Annotated in this window: 16 protein-coding genes; 5 read left to right on the plus strand and 11 right to left on the minus strand. The window is 67.9% G+C overall.

Going from position 1 to position 19,593, the window contains the following annotated elements; translation table 11 throughout:
- Window positions 1–53: 53 nt before the first annotated feature.
- Window positions 54–1,424 (minus strand): MFS transporter, encoded by a 1,371-nt coding sequence (locus DIZ26_RS28955; protein ID WP_112247258.1) that lies wholly within the window; start codon window positions 1,422–1,424, stop codon window positions 54–56.
- 60 nt (window positions 1,425–1,484) lie between these two features.
- On the minus strand, window positions 1,485–2,237 hold the full coding sequence (locus DIZ26_RS28960; RefSeq protein WP_112247260.1) for a glycerophosphodiester phosphodiesterase: 753 nt from the start codon (window positions 2,235–2,237) through the stop codon (window positions 1,485–1,487).
- Window positions 2,238–2,500: 263 nt separating this feature from the next.
- On the opposite strand from DIZ26_RS28960, the gene DIZ26_RS28965 reads away from it, so the two are divergent.
- Window positions 2,501–3,643: an aminotransferase class V-fold PLP-dependent enzyme gene (locus DIZ26_RS28965; protein WP_112247504.1), complete on the plus strand. Its 1,143-nt coding sequence runs from the start codon at window positions 2,501–2,503 to the stop codon at window positions 3,641–3,643.
- A gap of 2 nt (window positions 3,644–3,645) precedes the next feature.
- Here the strand turns inward: DIZ26_RS28965 and DIZ26_RS28970 are convergent, their stop codons facing one another.
- Genes DIZ26_RS28970 through DIZ26_RS28985 form a run of 4 tightly spaced genes read right to left on the minus strand, consistent with a single transcriptional unit; the run spans window position 3,646 to window position 9,545 of the window.
- Complete coding sequence (locus DIZ26_RS28970) at window positions 3,646–4,497, minus strand: carbohydrate ABC transporter permease (protein WP_112247261.1); 852 nt, start codon at window positions 4,495–4,497, stop codon at window positions 3,646–3,648.
- Entirely contained in the window at window positions 4,494–5,414 is a 921-nt protein-coding gene (locus tag DIZ26_RS28975; protein WP_232828670.1) for a carbohydrate ABC transporter permease, read from the minus strand. Before DIZ26_RS28975 ends, DIZ26_RS28970 begins: the two co-directional genes overlap by 4 nt.
- A gap of 4 nt (window positions 5,415–5,418) precedes the next feature.
- Entirely contained in the window at window positions 5,419–6,735 is a 1,317-nt protein-coding gene (locus tag DIZ26_RS28980) for an ABC transporter substrate-binding protein (protein WP_112247263.1), read from the minus strand.
- 20 nt (window positions 6,736–6,755) lie between these two features.
- A complete protein-coding gene (locus tag DIZ26_RS28985; RefSeq protein WP_112247265.1) occupies window positions 6,756–9,545 on the minus strand; it encodes a family 78 glycoside hydrolase catalytic domain in 2,790 nt (929 codons plus the stop codon).
- A 180-nt stretch (window positions 9,546–9,725) separates the two neighbouring features.
- Between DIZ26_RS28985 and DIZ26_RS28990 the strand changes: the two genes are divergently transcribed.
- Window positions 9,726–10,601 carry a helix-turn-helix transcriptional regulator gene (locus DIZ26_RS28990; protein ID WP_112247267.1) on the plus strand — a complete coding sequence of 292 codons (876 nt, stop codon included), beginning with the start codon at window positions 9,726–9,728 and terminating at the stop codon, window positions 10,599–10,601.
- Here the strand turns inward: DIZ26_RS28990 and DIZ26_RS28995 are convergent.
- Window positions 10,574–11,272, minus strand: coding sequence for a TetR/AcrR family transcriptional regulator (locus DIZ26_RS28995; RefSeq protein WP_112247269.1), 699 nt, complete (start codon window positions 11,270–11,272; stop codon window positions 10,574–10,576). The two genes, DIZ26_RS28990 and DIZ26_RS28995, sit on opposite strands and share 28 nt — an antisense overlap.
- 78 nt (window positions 11,273–11,350) lie before the next feature.
- Here DIZ26_RS28995 and DIZ26_RS29000 point away from each other — a divergent pair, with 78 nt between their 5' ends.
- A complete protein-coding gene (locus DIZ26_RS29000) occupies window positions 11,351–12,598 on the plus strand; it encodes an FAD-dependent monooxygenase (RefSeq protein ID WP_112247271.1) in 1,248 nt (415 codons plus the stop codon).
- Here DIZ26_RS29000 and DIZ26_RS29005 read toward each other — a convergent pair.
- Complete coding sequence (locus tag DIZ26_RS29005) at window positions 12,517–12,975, minus strand: PGPGW domain-containing protein (RefSeq protein ID WP_232828671.1); 459 nt, start codon at window positions 12,973–12,975, stop codon at window positions 12,517–12,519. The two genes, DIZ26_RS29000 and DIZ26_RS29005, sit on opposite strands and share 82 nt — an antisense overlap.
- A 49-nt stretch (window positions 12,976–13,024) precedes the next feature.
- Window positions 13,025–15,160 (minus strand): peptidoglycan DD-metalloendopeptidase family protein, encoded by a 2,136-nt coding sequence (locus DIZ26_RS29010; RefSeq protein WP_112247275.1) that lies wholly within the window; start codon window positions 15,158–15,160, stop codon window positions 13,025–13,027.
- A gap of 227 nt (window positions 15,161–15,387) precedes the next feature.
- On the opposite strand from DIZ26_RS29010, the gene lpdA reads away from it, so the two are divergent.
- On the plus strand, window positions 15,388–16,785 hold the full coding sequence (gene lpdA, locus DIZ26_RS29015) for a dihydrolipoyl dehydrogenase (RefSeq protein ID WP_112247277.1): 1,398 nt from the start codon (window positions 15,388–15,390) through the stop codon (window positions 16,783–16,785).
- A 73-nt stretch (window positions 16,786–16,858) separates the two neighbouring features.
- On the opposite strand, the gene tsaA is transcribed toward lpdA, so the two are convergent.
- Both tsaA and DIZ26_RS29025 read right to left on the minus strand, forming a co-directional pair.
- A complete protein-coding gene (gene tsaA / locus DIZ26_RS29020; RefSeq protein ID WP_112247279.1) occupies window positions 16,859–17,266 on the minus strand; it encodes a tRNA (N6-threonylcarbamoyladenosine(37)-N6)-methyltransferase TrmO in 408 nt (135 codons plus the stop codon).
- A 28-nt stretch (window positions 17,267–17,294) separates the two neighbouring features.
- Entirely contained in the window at window positions 17,295–18,062 is a 768-nt protein-coding gene (locus DIZ26_RS29025) for a metallophosphoesterase (RefSeq protein ID WP_112247281.1), read from the minus strand.
- A gap of 151 nt (window positions 18,063–18,213) precedes the next feature.
- Here DIZ26_RS29025 and DIZ26_RS29030 point away from each other — a divergent pair, with 151 nt between their 5' ends.
- The gene (locus DIZ26_RS29030) at window positions 18,214–19,572 is read left to right on the plus strand and encodes a dihydrolipoyl dehydrogenase family protein (protein WP_112247283.1); all 1,359 of its coding nucleotides are present in this window, start codon (window positions 18,214–18,216) and stop codon (window positions 19,570–19,572) included.
- Window positions 19,573–19,593 lie beyond the last annotated feature (21 nt).

The following is a 19,593-nucleotide window of genomic DNA, read 5'->3' on the forward strand; positions in this document are numbered from 1 at the left end:
CCTACGAGCGAGGCCGGTCCACCCCGGTGCCGTTTCAGAAATCTTCGAAGTGGTCAGACCAGGGCGGGTTGGGTGTTGCCGGCCTCGGTGATGCCGCGGCGCATGTCGACGCGGGTGAGCAGGATCAGGCCGACGACGAAGAAGATGCCGAGGGCAACGATGGCCGGGCGGTAGGAGCCGGTGAGCTGGTGGACCAGGCCGAAGACGAGGGTGCCGAGCCACGAGGTGCCGCGCTCGCCGGCCTGGTAGAGGCTGAAGTACTCCGCCTCGCGGCCCTTTGGGATCAGCTGGCTGAACGCCGATCTGGACAGCGCCTGGGTGCCGCCGAGGACGATCCCGATCGCCAGGCCCATGGCGAGGAACGGCGCGATCTGATGCGCGGGCAGCAGGAAGCCGGCGATCACGATCACCATCCAGACCACCAGCCCGCCCATGATCGTGCGCTGGCTGCCGTACCGGCGGGCGAACCGGCCGAACGCGAGCGCGCCGAAGAACGCGACGAACTGGACCAGCAGGATCGTCATGATCAGGATCTGCGTCTCGAAGCCGAGTTGCTTCTCGCCGTACGTCGAGGAGACCGAGATGACGGTCTGGATGCCGTCGTTGAAGAACAGGTACGCGACCAGGAACAGCAACGTCATCGGATACGACCGGACGTGCCGCAGAGTGGCGAACAGTTGCCCGAAGCTCTGTTTGATCAGGTTCCCGCCGACCGGTACGACGCTCGCCGGGGGCCGGTCCTTCAGCCGCAGGTAGGGGATGATGGTGAACAGCCCCCACCACAACCCGGCGCTCAGCAGACTGAGCCGGACCGCCGTTCCCTTCCCGAGGCCGAGCGCGTCGTGCGCGGTGACGACGCCGAGGTTGATCGCCAGCAGGATGAACCCGCCGAGGTAGCCGAACGCCCAGGCGCGCGAGGAGACGTCGTCACGGTCGTCCGGCGCGGCGATGTCGATCAGGATCGAGTCGTAGACGACCAGCGACGACCCGAGACAGAGGTTGCCGAGGAACAACAGCAGCGCGCCGAGCGCCCACCGGTCACCGCTCACGAACACCATGCAGCAGGCGGCCAGCGCACCGGCCCAGGCGAAGCCGCACATCAGCACCCGCTTGCGAGGCGAGCGGTCCGCGATCGCCCCGACGACCGGCAGGAACAGCGCTGACATCAAGGTGGCGACGGTGACGACGTAGAACGCCAGCGAGCCGGGCGAGATGCCGAGACCCAGCACGTGCAGGTTGGTGTGACAGGGGTCGTCCGTCGTACCGACTCGTCCACAGGCAGCGGTTTCGGCGACCGAGGTGAGGTACGGCGCGAACAGCACGGTGCCTACGGTCGTGACGTAGCCGGAGTTGGCCCAGTCGTAGAGGCTGAACCCCCAGTATTCGCGCTTGTCCACGCTGTCCGGGGCGGAGAGGATTCCCATGCGGAGGAGTGTGTCAGGTGCGGAGCCGATCCGCGCTCAAGCTCGGCTCACCGTCACTGCTCAATGCCATTGGCCGCGTTCGATCAGTACGTCGCGGAGCAGGTCGGTGCGATCGGTGATCAGCCCGTCCACCCCGGCGTCGAGGAGGCGGCGCATGGTCGCCGGGTCGTCCACGGTCCAGACGTGCACCTGCTTGCCGAGGGCATGCGCACGCCGGAGCAGTCCGGGAGTGAGGACCTTCAGGCGGCCGTAGTACTCCGGGATCTGCAGGCAGGCACTGGGGGAGTTGAACCGGAACGGCGAGAACCGGATCCGGGCGATCTCCTGCTGGCCGAAGCCGGTCGCCAGGCGTTCGCCGAGTTCGGTGCGGATGCGCTTGACCCGGGCCTGGGAGAACGACGAGACGCAGACGCGGTCGATGGCGCCGGCCTTCCGCAGTACGGCGGCCGCGGGCAGTACTCCGTTGTCGGCCTTGATGTCGAGGTTGAGCCGGGTCGCCGGGAAGTGCTCGAGCACGTCGGTGAGCAGCGGTATCGGCTCGTGACCGTTGATCCGCGCCTTCTTGACCTCCGACCAGGGCAGCTGGGAGATCACGCCGGTGCGGTCGGTCACCCGGTCGAGCCGGTGGTCGTGGAACGCGACCACCACCCCGTCGCTGGTCGCGTGCAGGTCGGTCTCCAGGTACCGGTATCCCAGCCCGACCGCCTGCTCGAAGGCATGCATCGAGTTCTCGTAGCCGACGTTGTCAGGGTGCAGGGCGCCGCCGCGGTGGGCCATCGCGATCGGCCCGTCGTGGTCGAGATAGGGATACACACCGGCAGTATCGCCGAGCGGCGCGTCCGGACGGCTGTCGAGCCCGGGTGTCCTGGAGGCTTGTAGGTCAATCGATTGCACGGCTACGTTCGGAGTTACCGTGCGCTTCTACGGCACTTATCCGGGCGGATGGGCACATCGAGAACGCCCGACGTGTACCGCGAGCGGCGGCACTGTGCGGTCCCCGACCCTCCCGAGCCGGGGGCCGCGTGCGCTGAGCCTCGACTCGGCCGGCCGGGGGCTGGTTGGGTAGCGTGGGACCGGTGACGGATATCAGCCGACCCCGCCCGGAGCTGTGGACGCTCGATCCCGGCGTCCTGCACCTCAACCACGGCTCGTACGGCGCGGTGCCGCGGCGTACCCAGGAGGTTCTGGCCGCACTGCGGGCCGAGACCGAGGCGAACTCGATGGCCTGGTTCCGCTCGGTCCCGGACCGGTTGACCGCCGCCCGGCTCGAGCTGGCGTCGTACCTGCAGACCGATCCCGCCGGCTTCGCGCTGCTGCCTAACGCGAGCGCCGGCATCACCGCTGCACTCGCTACCGTCCCGATCCCGCCTGGCAGCCGGATCGTGCTGACCAATCACGCGTACGGCGCAGTGCTGTTCGCGGCGGAGCGTTTCGCCCGCCAGCACCAGGCTGAGGTCGTCGTCGTCGATGTGCCGCTGGAGTCCGACGACGACACGGTGGTCTCGCTCATCTCCGCGGAACTCGGGAGCACCACTGCCGCTCTGGTGGTGGACCAGATCAGCTCGGCGACCGCGATGATCTTCCCGATCCGGCGCCTGGTCGAGGCGTGCGCGCAGTACGGCATCCCTGTCATCGTCGACGGCGCTCACGCGCCCGGTCTGCTCGATGCGCCCGCCGGCGACGGCGCCGACTTCTGGACCGGCAACTTCCACAAGTGGCCGTGCTCGCCGCGCGGGACCGCCGGTCTGGTGGTCGCGGAGAAGTGGCGAGCGCAGACGTTGCCGTTGATCGTGTCCTGGTCGGAGTACGACGAGCGCCTACCGGAACGCTTCGACATGCAGGGCACCTTCGACTACGCGCCCTGGATCGCCGCACCCGAGTCGTTGCAGGTGCTCGCCGACCTCGACTGGCCTCGGCGCCGGATGCAGTTGTCGGCGACGCTGGACGAAGGCGCCCGGCTGATCGCGAAGGCGCTCGGCTCGCCGGTGCCCGAGGTCGTCCACCCGGCTCCGACGATGCGGTTGGTGGAGCTCCCGTTCCCGGGCGAGCCGACGCCCGAGGCGGGCGCGGCGTTCAAGATCCGGGTGTCGCGCGAGCTCAAGGCGGAGATCACCTTGACCGCGTTCGACACCCGGGTCTTCATCCGCCTCTCCGCCCACGCCTACAACAGCCTGCGCGACTACGAACTCCTCGCCGAGCGCCTCCCGGCCCTGCTCTGACCTCAGCCCTTGATCGCACCGGACGTCATACCGGCGACGATCTGGCGGTTGAAGAACAAGAACATGATCAGCGGCGGGATCGTGATCAGTAGGATGTTCATGAACAGCAGGTTGTACTGCGTACTGAACTGGCTCTGGAAGTTGTAGAGAGTCAGCTGGACCGTTGCGTTCTGGTCACCGGGCAGGAAGTACAGCGGGTTGGTGAAGTCGTTGAACACGGCAACCGACTGGACGACCACCACCGTGACGATCACCGAGCGCAGCAGCGGGAAGATCACCCCGAAGAACAACCGCAACGGACCGGCCCCGTCGATGGTTGCCGCCTCGTCCAGTTCCCGCGGGATGGTTGCGACGAACGCCCGGAACAGCAGTACGCAGAACGACAGCCCGAACGCGATCTCGATCAGGATCAGTCCGGGCATGGTCTTGAACAGGCCGAACTTCTGCAGCACCCAGATCGTCGGCACCACGGCCGGCGGGATGATCAGGCCGGACAGCACCAGGAAGTTGATGAAGCCGTTCCACCGGCTCTTGCGGCGCTGCAGGACGAAGCCGGCCATCGCCGCCAGCACCACCATGCCGGCGACGCTGGCCACGGTGAGGATCGTGCTGTTGATGAACGCGATCACCAGCATGTAGTCGCGTGCCTTCACCACCTCGACGAAGTTCTGCACGATCCGCAACTGGTGCGGCCAGGAGAAGTCCAGCGAGGCCGCCTGCTGACGGTCCTTCACCGCGGTCAGCACGATGAAGGCGAACGGGATGATGAACACGACGATCGACACCACGATCGCGACCGCGCTGAGCAGGTAGTTGCGGCCCGGCTTGTGATTGACGAGCTCGGCGGTGCTCACAGATCCACCTCCTTGCGGTTGAGGAAGTACGACAGCGGCAGGACGATCGCGGTGACCGCGATGAACAGCACCACGTTGCCGGCGGTCGACAGGCCGTAGAAGCCGGCCTGGTACTGCTTGTAGATCACCGACGCGATGACGTCCGAGGTGAACCCGGGCCCGCCGCGCGTCATCGCCCAGATCAGCTCGAAGGACCGCAGCCCGCCGATCAGCGACAAGATGATGACCGTGACCGTGGCCGGCCGCGACAGCGGCAGGACGATCCGGCGGAACGTCTCCCACGAGCTCGCGCCGTCCACCCGGGCGGCCTCCAGGTACTCCCGCGGGATCGAGACGATGCCGGCGATGTAGATCAAGGTGGCCAGCCCGACGCCCTTCCAGATGTCGACGGCCGCGACCGACAGCAGCGCGTACTTCGGATCCGTCAGCCAGCCCGGTCCGTCGATGCCGAGCGCCGACAGACCCCCGTTGATCAGGCCGTGGTCGGGATTCATCAACACGGTGAAGGTGATACCGACCCCGATGGTGGAGACCAGCACAGGGAAGAAGACCACCGACCGGAGGTAGCCGCGGGCAACGATCTGCGAGGTGAGCAGTACGGCCAGCAACAACCCCAGAACGACCTTGGAACCCGACGTGACCACGGCGAAGATCAGCGTGTTGGTGAAGCCCTTGACCAGTTGCGGCTCGGAGAAGAACAGCTTGAAGTTCTCCAGGCCGATGAACTTCGACTCGAACAGGCTCCAGCGGGTCAGGCTGAAGTACAGCGAGGCGAAGGTCGGGACGATGAACAGGACGCCGTAGATGATCGCCGAAGGCAGGTAGAACCAGTTCGAGTACGGCGTGTAGGCCTTCGGCGCGGACGCCCGCATCGCCGCGGGCGTCTCGGCACGGGTACGGATCGAGGTCAGCGTCACGACCTCACCAGCCCGCCAGCCCGAGCTGCTGGGCCTGCTTCTTCACGTCTTCGTCGTACCGGGCGGCGCCGTCCTTGGCCTTGCGGATCCCGGAACCCACCTCGACGGTGATCTGCTCCAGCGAGGGGCCCTTCACCGGCGACACGAACTCCAGCGCAAGGCTCGAGGCGCCCTGTTTGTCGAGGTACGGCTGCATGTCCTTGATCGCCTGCGGTACGTCGGCCGGCAGCTCGCAGCCCTTCACGGCGTACGGGCCGGTCGGTGCGCCCGCGGCGGTCTGGGACTTGCAGCCGTCCGGGCTGGCGATGAAGGCGAGGAACTTCTTCGCGGCGTCCAGTTTGGCGCCGGTGGTCGTCTTCGGGATGTAGTTGGCGCCCGGCGTCCACACGGTCAGCCCGTTCTTGCTCGCGTCGTCACCAGGCAGCGCGAACAGGCCGACGTTCTTCGCGGCGTCGGGGTACGTGGCGACCATGTTGGCGACCACCCCGGACAGGATCGGGTACTGCGCACCCTTGCCCTGGGCAAGCATCCGCAGACCGTCCGGCAGTTTCGCCGAGGCGAAGTCCTTGTTCTCGTAGCCGGCGTCGTGCACCGCCTCGGTGTGCTCGAAGCCCTTCAGCGCCGCCGGTGACGTCGCGTACTTCGCCTGGTTCTTGGTGTACTTGTCGGCGAAGTCCGGTTCGACAGCCGCGACGTTGTGGAAGTCGCCGAGCACGAACAGCTGCGAGGTCCAGGTCTCGCCGTAGGTCTGGATCACCGGCGGGATCCCGGCGGCCTTGATCTTGGCGCTGTTGGCCATGAACTCGGCCCAGGTCGTCGGCGGCTTGAGTCCGAGCCGGGTGTAGATCGGGATGTTGTAGAGCACCGCGCCGCCCATGAAGCCGCCGACCGGTACGCCGTACACCTGCCCGTCGGCCGTCACGGTCTTCTTGAAGTTCTCGTCCAGGTCACCGACGTAGGGCTGGTCGCTGAGCGGGACCAGGTTCTTCTGCGGCGCGATCGCCTGGAACAGCGAGCCGGTGTTGTAGTTGAACACCTCCGGCATGTCGCCGGTGGACAGCCGGGTCTTGACGATGTTGTCGCCCTCGGTACCGGCCGGGCGGGTCTCGGTCTTGATGGTGATGTCGGGGTTCTTGGCCGTGAAGTCCTTGACCAACTGCTCGGCCGTCTTGACGTCCTGGTCCTGATTGCCGATCAGGTAACTGATGGTGACCTTGCCGTCGCCTCCGCTGTCACTGGATCCGAGGCTGCCGGCGCTGCAGCCCGTGAGGGCGAGCAGGCCGATCAGGGCCAAAGCTGTCGATGGTGGGCGGATCGTCATGATGGGACCTCCAGAGACGGTTACTGCGTGGCGAGCAAGGAGTCGAGGCGGTTCTGTACGGCGTCGATGTCACCGCTGGCATGCCAGCCGCCGGCGACCTGGACCAGCGTCGCCGCGGGGGCGTCGAGGTAGCGCTCGAGCCGGCCGGCGAGCTGAGCGTCGTCGGTGATCACACCGGCTTCCACGGCCGTCTCGACGAGGGCGTTCCAGCTCGCTTCGTGGTCGATGAACTGGCGGATCGTGGCGTCGGCGGGGAGCGCGGCCGGTTCGGCGTACGGATCGTCGACGGTCCACTCGTGGTCTCCGTGCCGTACCTCGATCGGCTCGTTGCTCCCGGGGAGGTGAACTGTCGCGGTGCTGCCGACCGGCACGGTGACGGCCAGGTGGAAGGAGCCGCCGGTGCGTTTCCACGCCACCTTGGCTTCGCCGTACGGCGTGAGGTGCCGCGCCGCCGCCCGGGTGAGCTGGGAGGTGGGGAGTGGATGCACCACGATGCTGCTGTAGCCCGCGGATCCAGGCGCGAGGCCGGCGACCCGGCGGTGCATCCAGTCCGCGACCGCGCCGAGTGCGTAGTGGTTGAACGAGGTCATCTCGCCGGGGTTGATGCTCCCGTCCGGAAGCATGCTGTCGTAGCGTTCCCAGATCGTCGTCGCGCCCATGGTCACCGCGTAGAGCCACGACGGGCAGCCCGTCTGCAGCAGCAACCGGTACGCCAGGTCGGGCTCACCGACATCGGCCAACGCGTCGGCCATCAGCGGAGTACCGACGAACCCTGTGCTGATCCGGAAGCCTGCGGTCCGGACGAGATCCGCCAAGCGGACTCCAGCTCGCCGACGCTGCTCCTCTGTCGGCAACAGCGCCCACTGCAATGCCATCGCGTACGTCGTAGGTGCATCGCTGAGCACGCGGCCACCCTCTGTCGCGTACTCCGCTGCGAAGGCCGCGCGCACTCGCGCGGCCAGGTCGGCGTACTCGCGCGAGCTGTCACCAGTCAGCTCGGAGGCTTCGGCAACGATCTGCGCGGACCTGGCCAAGTGAGCGGTCGCGAGCACGTCGGGATCGGCCTTCGCCCGGAACGGGTTGTCCGGCGGGGCGGCCGGGTCGAGCCAGTCACCGAACTGGAAACCACCGGTCCACAGGAGATCGTCACCAGCCAGGTCGGTCATTCGGTCCACCCAGGCCCGCATGCTCGGCAGCTGCCGGGCCAGCAGGTCCAGGTCTCCGGTGCGCTGGTACAGCACCCAGGGCACCACGACCGCCGCGTCACCCCACGCTGCCGTCGACGGCGAGGCGTCCCGCAGTACGTCGGGAATCACGAACGGGACCGAGCCGTCCTTCTGCTGCTCCGCTGCGAGATCCGCGAGCCAGCTGCCGAGGAAGCCCGCGCTGTCGAACAGGAAGGTCGCGGTGGGGGAGAAGACCTGGATGTCCCCGGTCCAGCCCAGCCGCTCGTCGCGCTGCGGGCAGTCGGTGGGCACGTCGACGAAGTTGCCGCGCATCCCCCAGACGACGTTCTCGTGGAAGCGGTCGAGCATCTCGTCGGACGACTCGAACCAGCCCGTACGGCGAAGGTCGGAGCTGATCACGACCGCCTCGAGGTCACCAGCCGCGAGGTCGGGTACGCCGGTGACCTCGGCGTACCGGAAGCCGTGGAACGTCAGCTCTGCTTCGAGAACGGTCTCGTCGGGGCCGGCCAGGACGAACGAGTCGGTCGCCTTGGCGGTGCGCAGCGGACGGACGCCGAGCTCGTCGTTCTCGAGCACCTCGGCGTGCCGGATGACGATCTCGTCGCCCGCACTCGCGCCCCGGACCGTCAGCCGGACGTGGCCGACGAGGTTCTGACCGAAGTCGACGAGCGTCTTGCCGGCCGGTGAGGTCCAGATCTTCTGCGCAGGCAGGATTTCGACGATGCGGACCGGTGGGCCGTCCGGTGCGACGAGCAGCGTGAGGTCGGCGTCGAGGACGTCGACAGGGGTCGGATCGGCCGGCTGATGGGTGAGGTCGACGCGCTGGCCGTCATACAGGTCATCGGCAACGATCTGGCTCTCGCGGGCCGTCCAGCTGCCATCGGTGGCGAGCGTGTGGACGGTGCCGTCGGCGGTGGTCACCTCGAGCTGGGCGAGGACGGCCAGCCGGTCGCCGTACACGGCTCGCTGGTTGTGGAAGCCGAGGCGGCCGCGGTACCAGCCGTTGCCCAGCAGGAAGTCGAGCTGGTTCGTGCCCGGCCGGACGAGGTCGGTGACGTCGTGGGTCTGGTAGCGCAGGCGGTGCTGGTAGGCGGTCCAGCCGGGGGCGAGGTGCTCGTCGCCGACGCGCCGGCCGTTGAGTTCGGGGACGTAGACGCCGTGAGCGGTGGCGTAGAGGCGCGCCTGCACGATGTTGTCCGGCAGGTCGACGCTGCCGCCGACGATCGGGGCGGGGGAGCCGATGGCGCCGATCTCGCGCGGGGTGACGAAGCGGGCGGTCCAGTCGCCGGGCGACAACAGACCTGCCTCGACGACGGCCGGCTCACTCCAGTCGCTCCAGTCGTCGCCGCCGCGGACGCGGATCCGCACCTGCGCCGACTCCCGGGAGCCGAGCGGGTGGCTCGGCCAGGGCACCAGCACCTGGTCGGCGGAGCTGATGGCGTGCTTGGTCTGCGGTACGCCGGGGCGGGTGATCTCGATCTCGTAGCCGGACTGGGTGTAGTCGGGGTCCGCGGCCGGCACCTGCCAGGACAGGCGGGGCGAGCCGGTCCCGAGGCCGAGAACGGGCCCGTCGTCGGTGCGATGCTCGAAGCGGACAAGGACGGGTGCGGCAGGACGCTGCATGGACACTCCCGGTATGAAACGATTCATTCAAGGGCTGTCGAAGGGCTGGGTCAAGATTTTCGGAGGGGGTGGCGGGAAGGATTCGCCTGCCCCCGATCTTGCGGCGGGTCCGCGGCCGGGGATAGTCCGCAGTGCACCCGACCTAGCACAAAATGCACTTTGGCCCCTATCGTGCGGTTGATGGAGGAGCCACCGGTCGAGACCAGACGGACCCTGGTCCATCTCGTCGACGGGGCGCTGGCGTTCGCCGGTCGCTATGTCCACGAGGGCATGCACCCGGTCCACACGCACAGCTTCTTCGAGGTCGTCGTGGTGCTCGGCGGGCGCGGCGCGCACAACTGCCTGGCGGCTCGTCAGGAGTTGCAGGTCGGTGACGTGCTCCTGCTCCGGCCGGGGGTGTGGCACGGGTACGAGGACTGCGAAGGGCTGCAGATCTACAACTGCTGCTTCTCCGCCGACCTGCTGCGTCGCGAGCTCGCCTGGACGCGCGAGGACCCGCTGCTCGGGCACCTGCTATGGACCTTGCCGTACACGGCCGAGCGCCGCGGCGTACTGGCCACTCGGCTGGATCCCGATGCGCTGGCCGAGTGCGTGCGACACCTCGACGGCCTGGAGGATCTACGGCACCGGCCGGCGAATCTGCACCACGGCGACATCATCGGCTGGCTGTCGCTGTTCCTGAGTCGACTCGCCCGGGCAGCCGGTGACGGCCGGGTCAGCACGGGGCAGCTGCACCCCGCGGTACTGGTTGCGTTGCAGTTGATGGAGGCGCGGCCGGCGTACCAGTGGACGTTGACGGAGCTGGCGCTGGAGTTGCATCTCGCGCCCGGCTATCTGGTCCGGATCTTCAAGGCGGCGACCGGGTTGCCACCGATGGCGTACCTGTCCAGGTTCCGCGCCGAACTGGCGGCCGACCGGCTGCTGCACACCGACGAGCCGATCAACCGGATCGGCGAATCGGTCGGCTGGCCCGACCAGAACCACTTCGCCCGCCGCTTCAAGTCCCACTACGGCCTCAGCGCCACCAACTACCGGTCCCGCTTCACCCGCGTCTGAATCAGCACTTCGAGCCCGTCGAGGATCCGGTCGAGCCCGAAGCTGAAGCCCTGGTTCTCGCTGCCTTCGAGTGAGGTCATCGCGGCGGCCAGCGACGGGAAGCGCTCTGGATCGGCGGCGATCATCGTGGCGAACGCGGTGGTGACCGTCTCCTCGGTGAGGCCGGTCGAACCGCCGGGCATCGAAACGGTCTGCAGCGCGAGGGTGCGGACGTGTCCGGACAGGACCAGGATCGAGTCGAACTGCTCGCCGCCGGTCAGGGCGGTGCCCGCCAGCGCCTGTAGCCCGCGGTCAAGCCAGGCAGCTTCGTTCGGGCCGATCGGACGGCGGCCGATGGTGGACAGCAGCAGCCACGGGTGCTTGCTGAAGCCCTGGAAGAGGTCCGTCGACCAGGCGTGCAGAGCGTCGCGCCAAGTCAGGCCGGGGTGCTCCGGCGGAGTCCCCATGGCCAGGTCGCTCATCACCGCGATCAGCTCGGCCTTGCCGGGGACGTAGCGGTAGAGCGCCATCTTCGTGACCGGCAACTCGGCTGCAATCCGTTGCATGGACACGGCATCCAGGCCCTCGGCGTCGGCGATCCGGATGGACGCCTCGGCGATACCGCTCAAGGTGACCGCCGGCTTGGGCCCCCGGCTCGGTGGCTGGGGGGTGCTCCAGAGCAGTTCCGTCATCGTCGTCCTTCCGTTTCCGACCGAACTGTGTCTACCATACACTTTATTGTGTCCGCCGGACACAGATTGGAGTTCGCAGTGAAGGTACTGGTATCGGGTGCGAGTGTCGCGGGGCCGTCGGTGGCGCTGTGGCTGGGCCGGTGTGGCCATCAGGTGACGGTGGTGGAGATCGCGCCGGCCTTGCGCGGCGGTGGTTACGCGGTGGACTTCCGGGGTGAGGTGAACAAGGCCGTGCTGGCCAAGATGGGCGTGCTGGACGACCTGCGGGCGGCGCAGACGGGCGGGACGGCGATGCGGTTCGTCGACGCGTCGGACCGGCAGCTGATGCGGCTGCCGGTGGAGTTCGCGGGCGGGGAGTTGGAGGTATTGCGGGCAGACCTGTCGCGGATCTTGTTCGAGCACAGTCGCGACGTCGCGGAGTACCGGTTCGGTGACTCGATCGCGAACCTGGCCGAACATGCTCAGGGAGTGGACGTGCGCTTCAGGAGTGGCATCGAGGAGACGTACGACCTGGTGATCGGTGCGGACGGGATGCATTCCGCGGTACGCCGGTTGGCATTCCAGACGGCGGCCGTGACCGAGCGGCATCTCGGGTACTACGTCGCCGGGTGGGAGGTGCCGAACACGTGGGGCCTGACCGGCGACAGCTTGCTCTACAACGTGCCGGGGAAGCTCGCCAGTGTCGGGGCCGATCGCCGCGATCCTGGGCTCGCGCAGACCTTGTTCGTCTTCAAGTCGCCTGTGCTGAGCTACCGACGGAATGATCTGGACGAACAGAAGGCGATCCTGCGGCGCGTGTTCGGCGGGCTCGGCTGGCGGGTGCCGGAGCTGCTCGATGCGTTGCCGGCGGCAACGGAGCTGTACTTCGACGCGATCGGGCGGGTCCACGTGGATCGCTGGTCGACAGGGCGGACGGTTCTGCTCGGCGACGCCGGTTACGGCGCGACCTTCGGTGCACTGGGGACCGGCACTGCGGTTGTCGGCGCATATGTGTTGGCGGGGGAGCTGGCGGCTGCTGATGGCGACTACGCGGCCGCGTTCGCGCGGTACGAGGCTCGGCTGCGCAAGGCGGTGCACGCAACGCAGGACGGAAGCCGGGCCGGTCAGTTCATGGCACCCGCGAGCCGATTCGGGATCACCGCTCGCAACCGGATGCTCAGCACCCGCTTCTTCCTCGACCAGATGCTGAAGATGGCTCAGCGGATGAGCAATCTGATCGACCTTCCGGCGTACCCGGAGCTGGATCAGCTCAGCAGCGGGAGCTTGTGCAGGAACGACTCCCAGGAGTCGGGGAACCAGGAAGGGACGCCCAGGACTGCGAGGTAGAGCCAGATGGCGACAACGACGCAGAGGAACAGGGCGAGGGTGCCGAGGGCTTTCAGCCAGGCCGGCTGGCGGCCGGTCCAGGCGGTAAGTTGTTTGACCCAGTCCTTGACCTTGAGCAGGACGCGCTGGGCCCATTCGAACTCGCTGGCCAGGACTGCGAGGCCGGCGATGAACAGCGGGATACCGCCGGGACCGGGCAACCAGCCGGTCAGCGGCGCCGCGATGATCAGCAGGCTGCCGAGGACACCGACCCCGATCCGGTAGAACAGCAGCTTGCGCGGGTTCGCACGGATCTTGCGCCGCCACTCCCAGCGATCGTCCTGGGCGTCCAGCGTGATGTTGTCGTCCGTGCGGTCCGGACTGGTCTGCTCGGCCACATCCAAAGCCTACGTGGTCAGGGGAGTAGCTCCACGTAAGCAAGCCGGCTCAGGCGTTGGCCGGCTTGCCGAACTCCCAGTGCCACGGCTCTTCGCGCCCGCCGCCCTGGTTGGCCCAGGACGGATGCACCCAGCCGAAGACAGGGGCGTGGGACAACATCCATTGGTACTGCGCGGTGCCGAAGTGGTCGATGCCTCCGCACAGGTCGACGGCCACGCCCCAGCCGTGGTTCGACGTACCGGGCAGTGCCGCCAGCGACGGCTTGCGGGCGTAGAGATCGACCTGGGAGCTGTATGAGCGATAGGAGTCCGTGATGCACAGCGTCTTGCCGAACTGGCTCTTGTAGGCGCTCGCGAGCTGCTGGTACGCCGCGGCCGCGTCGCAGCGCAGCATGTGGCCCGAGCCGCCGCTGATGCCGCACAACTTGTCGGCCGGGATCATGCCGTTGCTGTAGCCACCCCAGCCGGTGCTGGTGCTACCGGTCGCGAGGAACGGCATCGGGTTCACCGCGTCTCCACCGAGGCGGACCTCGAAGTGCAGGTGCGGGCCGGTCGTGTTGCCTTCGATGCCGACGGCACCTATCTGCTGGCCCGCGACGACGTGCGCGCCATCGGCGACGGTGATCGTGCTGAGGTGTGCGTAGAGCGTCTCGAGCCCGTTGCCGTGATCGATCCGGACCAGGTTGCCCGCCCAGGCCGGGTGCTCGATCCGCAATGTCCCGGCGGTGACCGCGCGAACCGTCGTACCGACCGGGGCCACGAAGTCCTGGCCGGTGTGGAAGCCGGAGGCCCAGAGCGGCCCGGCCTGGCCGAACGGCGTACCGATCTCGTACTGGCCTTCGGCGATCGGCCAGGTCCAGGCGCCGGTGCCGACGTCGTACGACGTGGAGGTGTTGCCGCAGCGGAACTGGTACGCCTGGGTGGTCGAGGCGGGCGGGCGCTGCGGTTTGGTGGGCTGGCCCAGGGTCGGGCGGAGGGCGGCGTACAGGTTGTCGGGGACGTTCGTGACGGTGACGGAGCCCTTGGCCTCGTCGGCGGCGATCATCTCGTTGCCGTCGAGGGCGACGCCGATGTGGAACAACCCGATCGACCGGTTGCCGATCAGCAGCAGGTCGCCCGGCTGGATCGATGCCGTCGGCACCTTCTGGTAGTTCGGGTAGACCTTGCTGATCAGGTTCGGCAGCTTCGCGTACGGCTGCCAGGCGACTCGCGCCGCGCCGAGGCAGCCGAACTTGTCCGGACCGGTGGCGCCGACGCCGTACGGCTTGCCGAGCAGGCTGAAGGCCTGGTTGACCGCGCGGATCGTCTCGGCGGACAGCACACGCACGGTGCGGCCGCCGGAGACGACGGAGGCTGCGCCGGGGACGTTGTGGCCGGCGGCGACGTACGGCTTGAGGCCGGCCGGGAGTTTGCCTGGGTTCCTCAGCGTGCCGGCCGCGGGCGGGATCACCTTGGTCGCCGCGAGGTCGGTCAGGTAGGCCTGCCACTTGGCGAAGGCCGCCGCGTTCCGGCTGTTCTGCAGCTGGCTGGACAACTGGCTCGCGCCGGCCAGGTCGGCCATCTGGCCCTGCATGGCGACCGACGCTTCGGCGGCCTTGCTCTTCACCTCGAGGCCGAGGGTCCGGGCTGTCTGAGCGGCCTGATCGGCCGCCGCGCGCTTCTTCGCCGCGTCGTCGGCCGCGGTGCCCGCTGCGTTCTGCGCGGCAGTCGCCGTCTGGTACTGCGAAACCTGGGTGCTGCCGAGTTGCCGGATGGCGGCCTGGCGGTCGGCGATCTCCTGCAGGTTCTCCGCGATCGGTGCCAGCGACCACAGCATCGACTCGGTGCCGATCACCGTGGGGATACCGAGCTGATAGGCCTGCGCCGTGACGAGCCCGAGTTTGCGGCGCTCGACGTCCGACACGCTCTTCTTGCTGGCGGCGTACTGCTCTGCCTTCTTGGCTGCGGCCTCGGTGGTCTGGACTGCCTTCAGCGCGTTCGTGTAGGCGATGGTCGTCTTGGCGAAGTCGGCCTGGATCGCCGCGGCCTCCGCCTGGAGTTGCTCGAGCGATCGCTTGACGTCGGTGACCGAGGCGGGCGGTGGAGGCGTGGGGTCGTCGGCATAGGCGGCGTACGAGGGCAGTGCGACGACTGCCACCAGTGCGCCGATCACGGCGAGCCGCAATCTGCGGCGGTTCCCCAGCATCAAGCCCCCATCGGTTGCTCCCAGGAAGCGCCTCACGCGCACACGGAAGGAGAGCAGCCCCCGCGCCCGGCCCAGCGTATGCGGGGACGGGAGCAGAAGGAAGGCCTTGTCACCGACAGTGACGATGAGGCAGGACACACTCCGTTTTGGTGACGGCCGTCACGCGCCGCTCAGGAGGGGTCGGCCGGTGGCGCGGGGCGCTGGTGCGACCGACTAGCATTTCGATCATGGCCTCGCACTTTGACGTTGTTGTCCTCGGCGCCGGCCCGGGTGGGTACGTCGCGGCGATCCGCGCCGCCCAGCTCGGGCTCAAGACCGCCATCATCGAGAAGAAGTACTGGGGCGGTGTCTGCCTGAACGTGGGCTGTATCCCGTCCAAGGCACTGCTTCGCAACGCCGAACTGGCGCACATCTTCACCGCGGAGGCGAAGACCTTCGGCATCAGCGGCGAGGTGACCTTCGACTTCCCGACCGCGGTGCAACGCAGCCGCAAGGTGGCCGACGGGCGCGTCAAGGGCGTGCACTTCCTGATGAAGAAGAACAACATCACCGAGTTCGACGGCTGGGGGTCGTTCGTCGACGCCAACACCCTCGACGTCTCGCTCAACGACGGAAACTCAGAGACCGTCACCTTCGACAACTGCATCATCGCCACCGGCGCGACCACCAAGCTGCTGCCGGGCACCCAGCTGAGCGACCGCGTCGTCACCTACGAGGAGCAGATCCTCACCGAGGAGCTCCCGGGCAGCATCATCATCGCCGGTGCCGGCGCGATCGGTGTCGAGTTCGCGTACGTGCTGACCAACTACGGCGTCGACGTGACGATCGTGGAGTTCCTGGACCGGGTCGTCCCTCTGGAGGACGCCGAGGTCTCCAAGGAGCTCGCGAAGGCGTACAAGAAGCTCGGCGTGAAGATCCTGACCGGCACCCGGGTCGACTCGATCGACGACTCCGGCGAGAAGGTCAAGGTGACCGTCACCGGCAAGGACGGCAACCAGCAGACGCTGGAGGCCGACAAGGTGATGCAGGCGATCGGCTTCCAGCCGCGCGTCGACGGCTACGGGCTGGACAAGATCGGCGTCAAGCTGACCGAGCGCGGCGCGATCGATGTCGACGGGTTCCTGCGCACGAACGTGCCGAACATCTTCGCCATCGGTGACGTGAACGCGAAGCTGATGCTCGCGCACGCCGCGGAGGCCCAGGGCGTGATCGCGGCCGAGACGATCGCCGGCCACGAGACGATGGAACTCGACTACGTGATGATCCCGCGCGCCACCTTCTGCCAGCCGCAGATCGCCAGCTTCGGCTGGACCGAGGAGCAGGCCCGGCTGGAGGGCTTCGACGTCAAGGTCGCCAAGTTCCCGTTCACGGCGAACGGCAAGGCGCACGGCCTCGCCGACCCGAACGGTTTCGTCAAGGTGATCAGCGACGCGAAGTACGGCGAACTGCTCGGCGCCCACCTGATCGGCCCCGAGGTCACCGAACTCCTGCCCGAGCTCACGCTGGCCCAGAAGTGGGACCTGACCACCAAGGAACTGGCCCGCAACGTCCACGCCCACCCCACGCTGTCCGAGGCACTCCAGGAAGCCTTCCACGGCCTCGAAGGCCACATGATCAACTTCTGATCCCAGCTCGAAACCACGAACGGCCACCGGCTTCTGGTGGCCGTTCGTCGTTTTGCCGGACAGGCCGATCAGCTCAGCGTTCGTCGCCGAGGACGGGCTTGACGTCGATGACGGGGGTGCCGTCGAGGGCTTCCAGGTCGCTCACCTGGAGGCGGAGGTTGTCGATGGTGAGGACTGTGACTCGGTGGAGGCCTAGGGGGTTGGGGCGGTCGGGGGAGCGGGTGCTGAAGACGCCGGTGACCGGGCGGGTGGAGTCGCCGCGGGGGTGGACCGCCAGGACCGACCGGTCGGCGCGGTCGAACCAGGTGATGAGCAGGATCTCGTCGCCGACGCTCAGGTGGCTCAGTCCGTCGCGGACCTCGGGGGTGAAGACGAGCCACGCGTTCGGGCCGCCTTCGTCGCCTTGGCGGGGCGCGGTGGCGCGGTCGGTGAGTGGGGATTCCACCTGGCCGATCGGCCGCAGTACCAGCTGGTCTGACATCGAACTCAACCTCCGAATCGGTTAACCCTCAGCTCCAGGTTGACGGTAGGAAACGGTAAAGCGTGACCAGAGGTTGATCCGGCGTGTAGAGATGCAGCGCGAGGCCGGTCGGTGCGGTGAGGTCGACCAGGCCCGCGGCGGCAGCCGGTTCGAAGGGGAGTGGGGCAGTCGACCGGATGCCGGGGGCAACCAGCAGAGGATGCCCGGCGAAGGTGGTGGCGACACCGTTGTGGACGTGGCCCGCGAGCAAAGCGGTGATCGGCTTGCCGCGCAGTACGTCGGCGAAGGCCTCACCGGACTTGAGGATCCACTGGTCGAGCACCGGATGGTCCAGCTTGTTCGGCGGATGATGGAAGGCTACGAACAGCGGGCCGTCGACCGGCTCGGCCAGTACGCCGGACAGCCACGCGAGCGACTCGTCACTGAGCAGCCCGTAGTCCTCGCCCGGCACCGACGTGTCGAGCAGGACGAATCGCGCCGGACCGACGTCGTGCACTTGGTGAACGGGATGACCGACGCCAGCCGGCGTTCCGACGTACGACGCGAGACCGGTCCGCAGCGGCGCGCTGACATCGTGGTTCCCCGGCAGCGCCAGCACTGGGACGTCGAGCGTGAGCTCGGCCGCGAACTCGGCGTACTCCTCGGCCAGCCCGTGGTCGGCGAGGTCGCCGGTCACCAGCACGACGTCGACCGGCCGGGAGAACTCGCGCAGATAGGACGTCACCTGGCGCAACCGGTCGCCGGCATCGGCCGAACCGTCCAGGTGCGGGTCACTGAGATGGGCGATCACGAACATCAACGGCCTCCATGCTCGAACTAATGGCAGACCGTAAACCTACCGTTAGGCGAAGTCGCTGGCACCCGAATATCTACTGGCCGCCTTACGGCCTGCTGACGCGCCGGGCGCAGACTTGGTCGGGCCGCCGGCGTCTGCGAGATTTGGCGGCATGGCTGAACAGGTTGATGTGGTCGTGATCGGGCTCGGTGTCGGTGGCGAGGAGGCGGCCGGCAGGCTGGCCGAGGCGGGGCTGAGCGTGGTCGGCCTGGATCCCCGGCTCGTCGGCGGCGAGTGCCCGTACTGGGGCTGCGTCCCGAGCAAGATGATGATCCGCGCCGCGAACCTGATCGCCGAGACCCGCCGCGTCGACGGCATGGCCGGCAAGGCGACGGTCGAGCCCGACTGGGCGCCGGTCGCGCAGCGCATCCGCGAGGAGGCGACCGACGACTGGAACGACCAGGTCGCCGTGGACCGCCTGGTGAAGAAGGGCGTCACCTTCCTGCGCGAGCGCGGCACGATCACCGGGCCGGGTCGGGTGACGGCGGGCGATCGTGAGTTCGAGGCGTCCCGCGGCATCATCGTCGCGACCGGGACCGTGCCGTCGATCCCGCCGATCGAGGGGCTCGCCGGTACGCCGTACTGGACGAACCACGAGGCGATCGAGGCCGACACCCTGCCGGACTCGATCATCGTGCTCGGTGGCGGCGCGATCGGGCTGGAGCTGACGCAGGTGTTCGCGCGCTTCGGCGTACAGGTGACCGTGGTCGAAGGGCTCGACCGGGTGCTCGCGCTGGAAGAGCCGGAGTCGAGCGAGCTTGCTCAAAAGGCGCTTGAGCGAGACGGGGTGGCGTTCCGGACCGGCGTACAGGCCAAGCAGGTCGGCTATGACGACGGCACCTTCACGCTGACCTTGAGCGACGGCAGCACGGTCTCCGCCGAGAAGTTGCTGGTGGCAACGGGTCGGCGGGTGGACATCAAGGCACTCGGTCTCGACAAGGTCGGGATCGATCCTGACGCGCGCAGCATCGCCGTCGACGAACACGTACGGGCGGCGGAGGGAGTCTGGGCGATCGGCGATGTCACCGGCGTCGGCGCCTTCACCCACACGGCGATGTACCAGGCCAACATCGCCGTTTTCGACGTACTGCGGGCTGAAGGCGCGCCGCTGGCCGGGTACCACGCGATGCCACGCGTGACCTTCACCGATCCGGAGATCGGCGCGGTCGGGCAGACCGAGCAGCAGGCCCGCGACGCCGGCCTGGACGTCAGGACCGCGATCAGCCAGATCCCGTCGTCCTCGCGTGGCTGGATCCACAAGGCCGGTAACGAAGGCTTCATCAAACTTGTCGTCGACAACGAACGTGGCGTCCTGGTCGGTGCGACCAGTGCCGGTCCGACCGGTGGCGAGGTGCTCGGCGCGCTCGCGGTCGCAGTCCACGCAGCCGTTCCGGTTCACTCTCTGCAACAGATGATCTACGCATACCCGACCTTCCACCGTGCGATCGGAGATGCACTCAAAGCTCTGTAGCCCGCTCTGTTGCGATCGAGT

Origin of the sequence: Kribbella monticola, from assembly GCF_003261635.1 — a bacterium.
GTDB classification, from domain to species: domain Bacteria; phylum Actinomycetota; class Actinomycetes; order Propionibacteriales; family Kribbellaceae; genus Kribbella; species Kribbella monticola.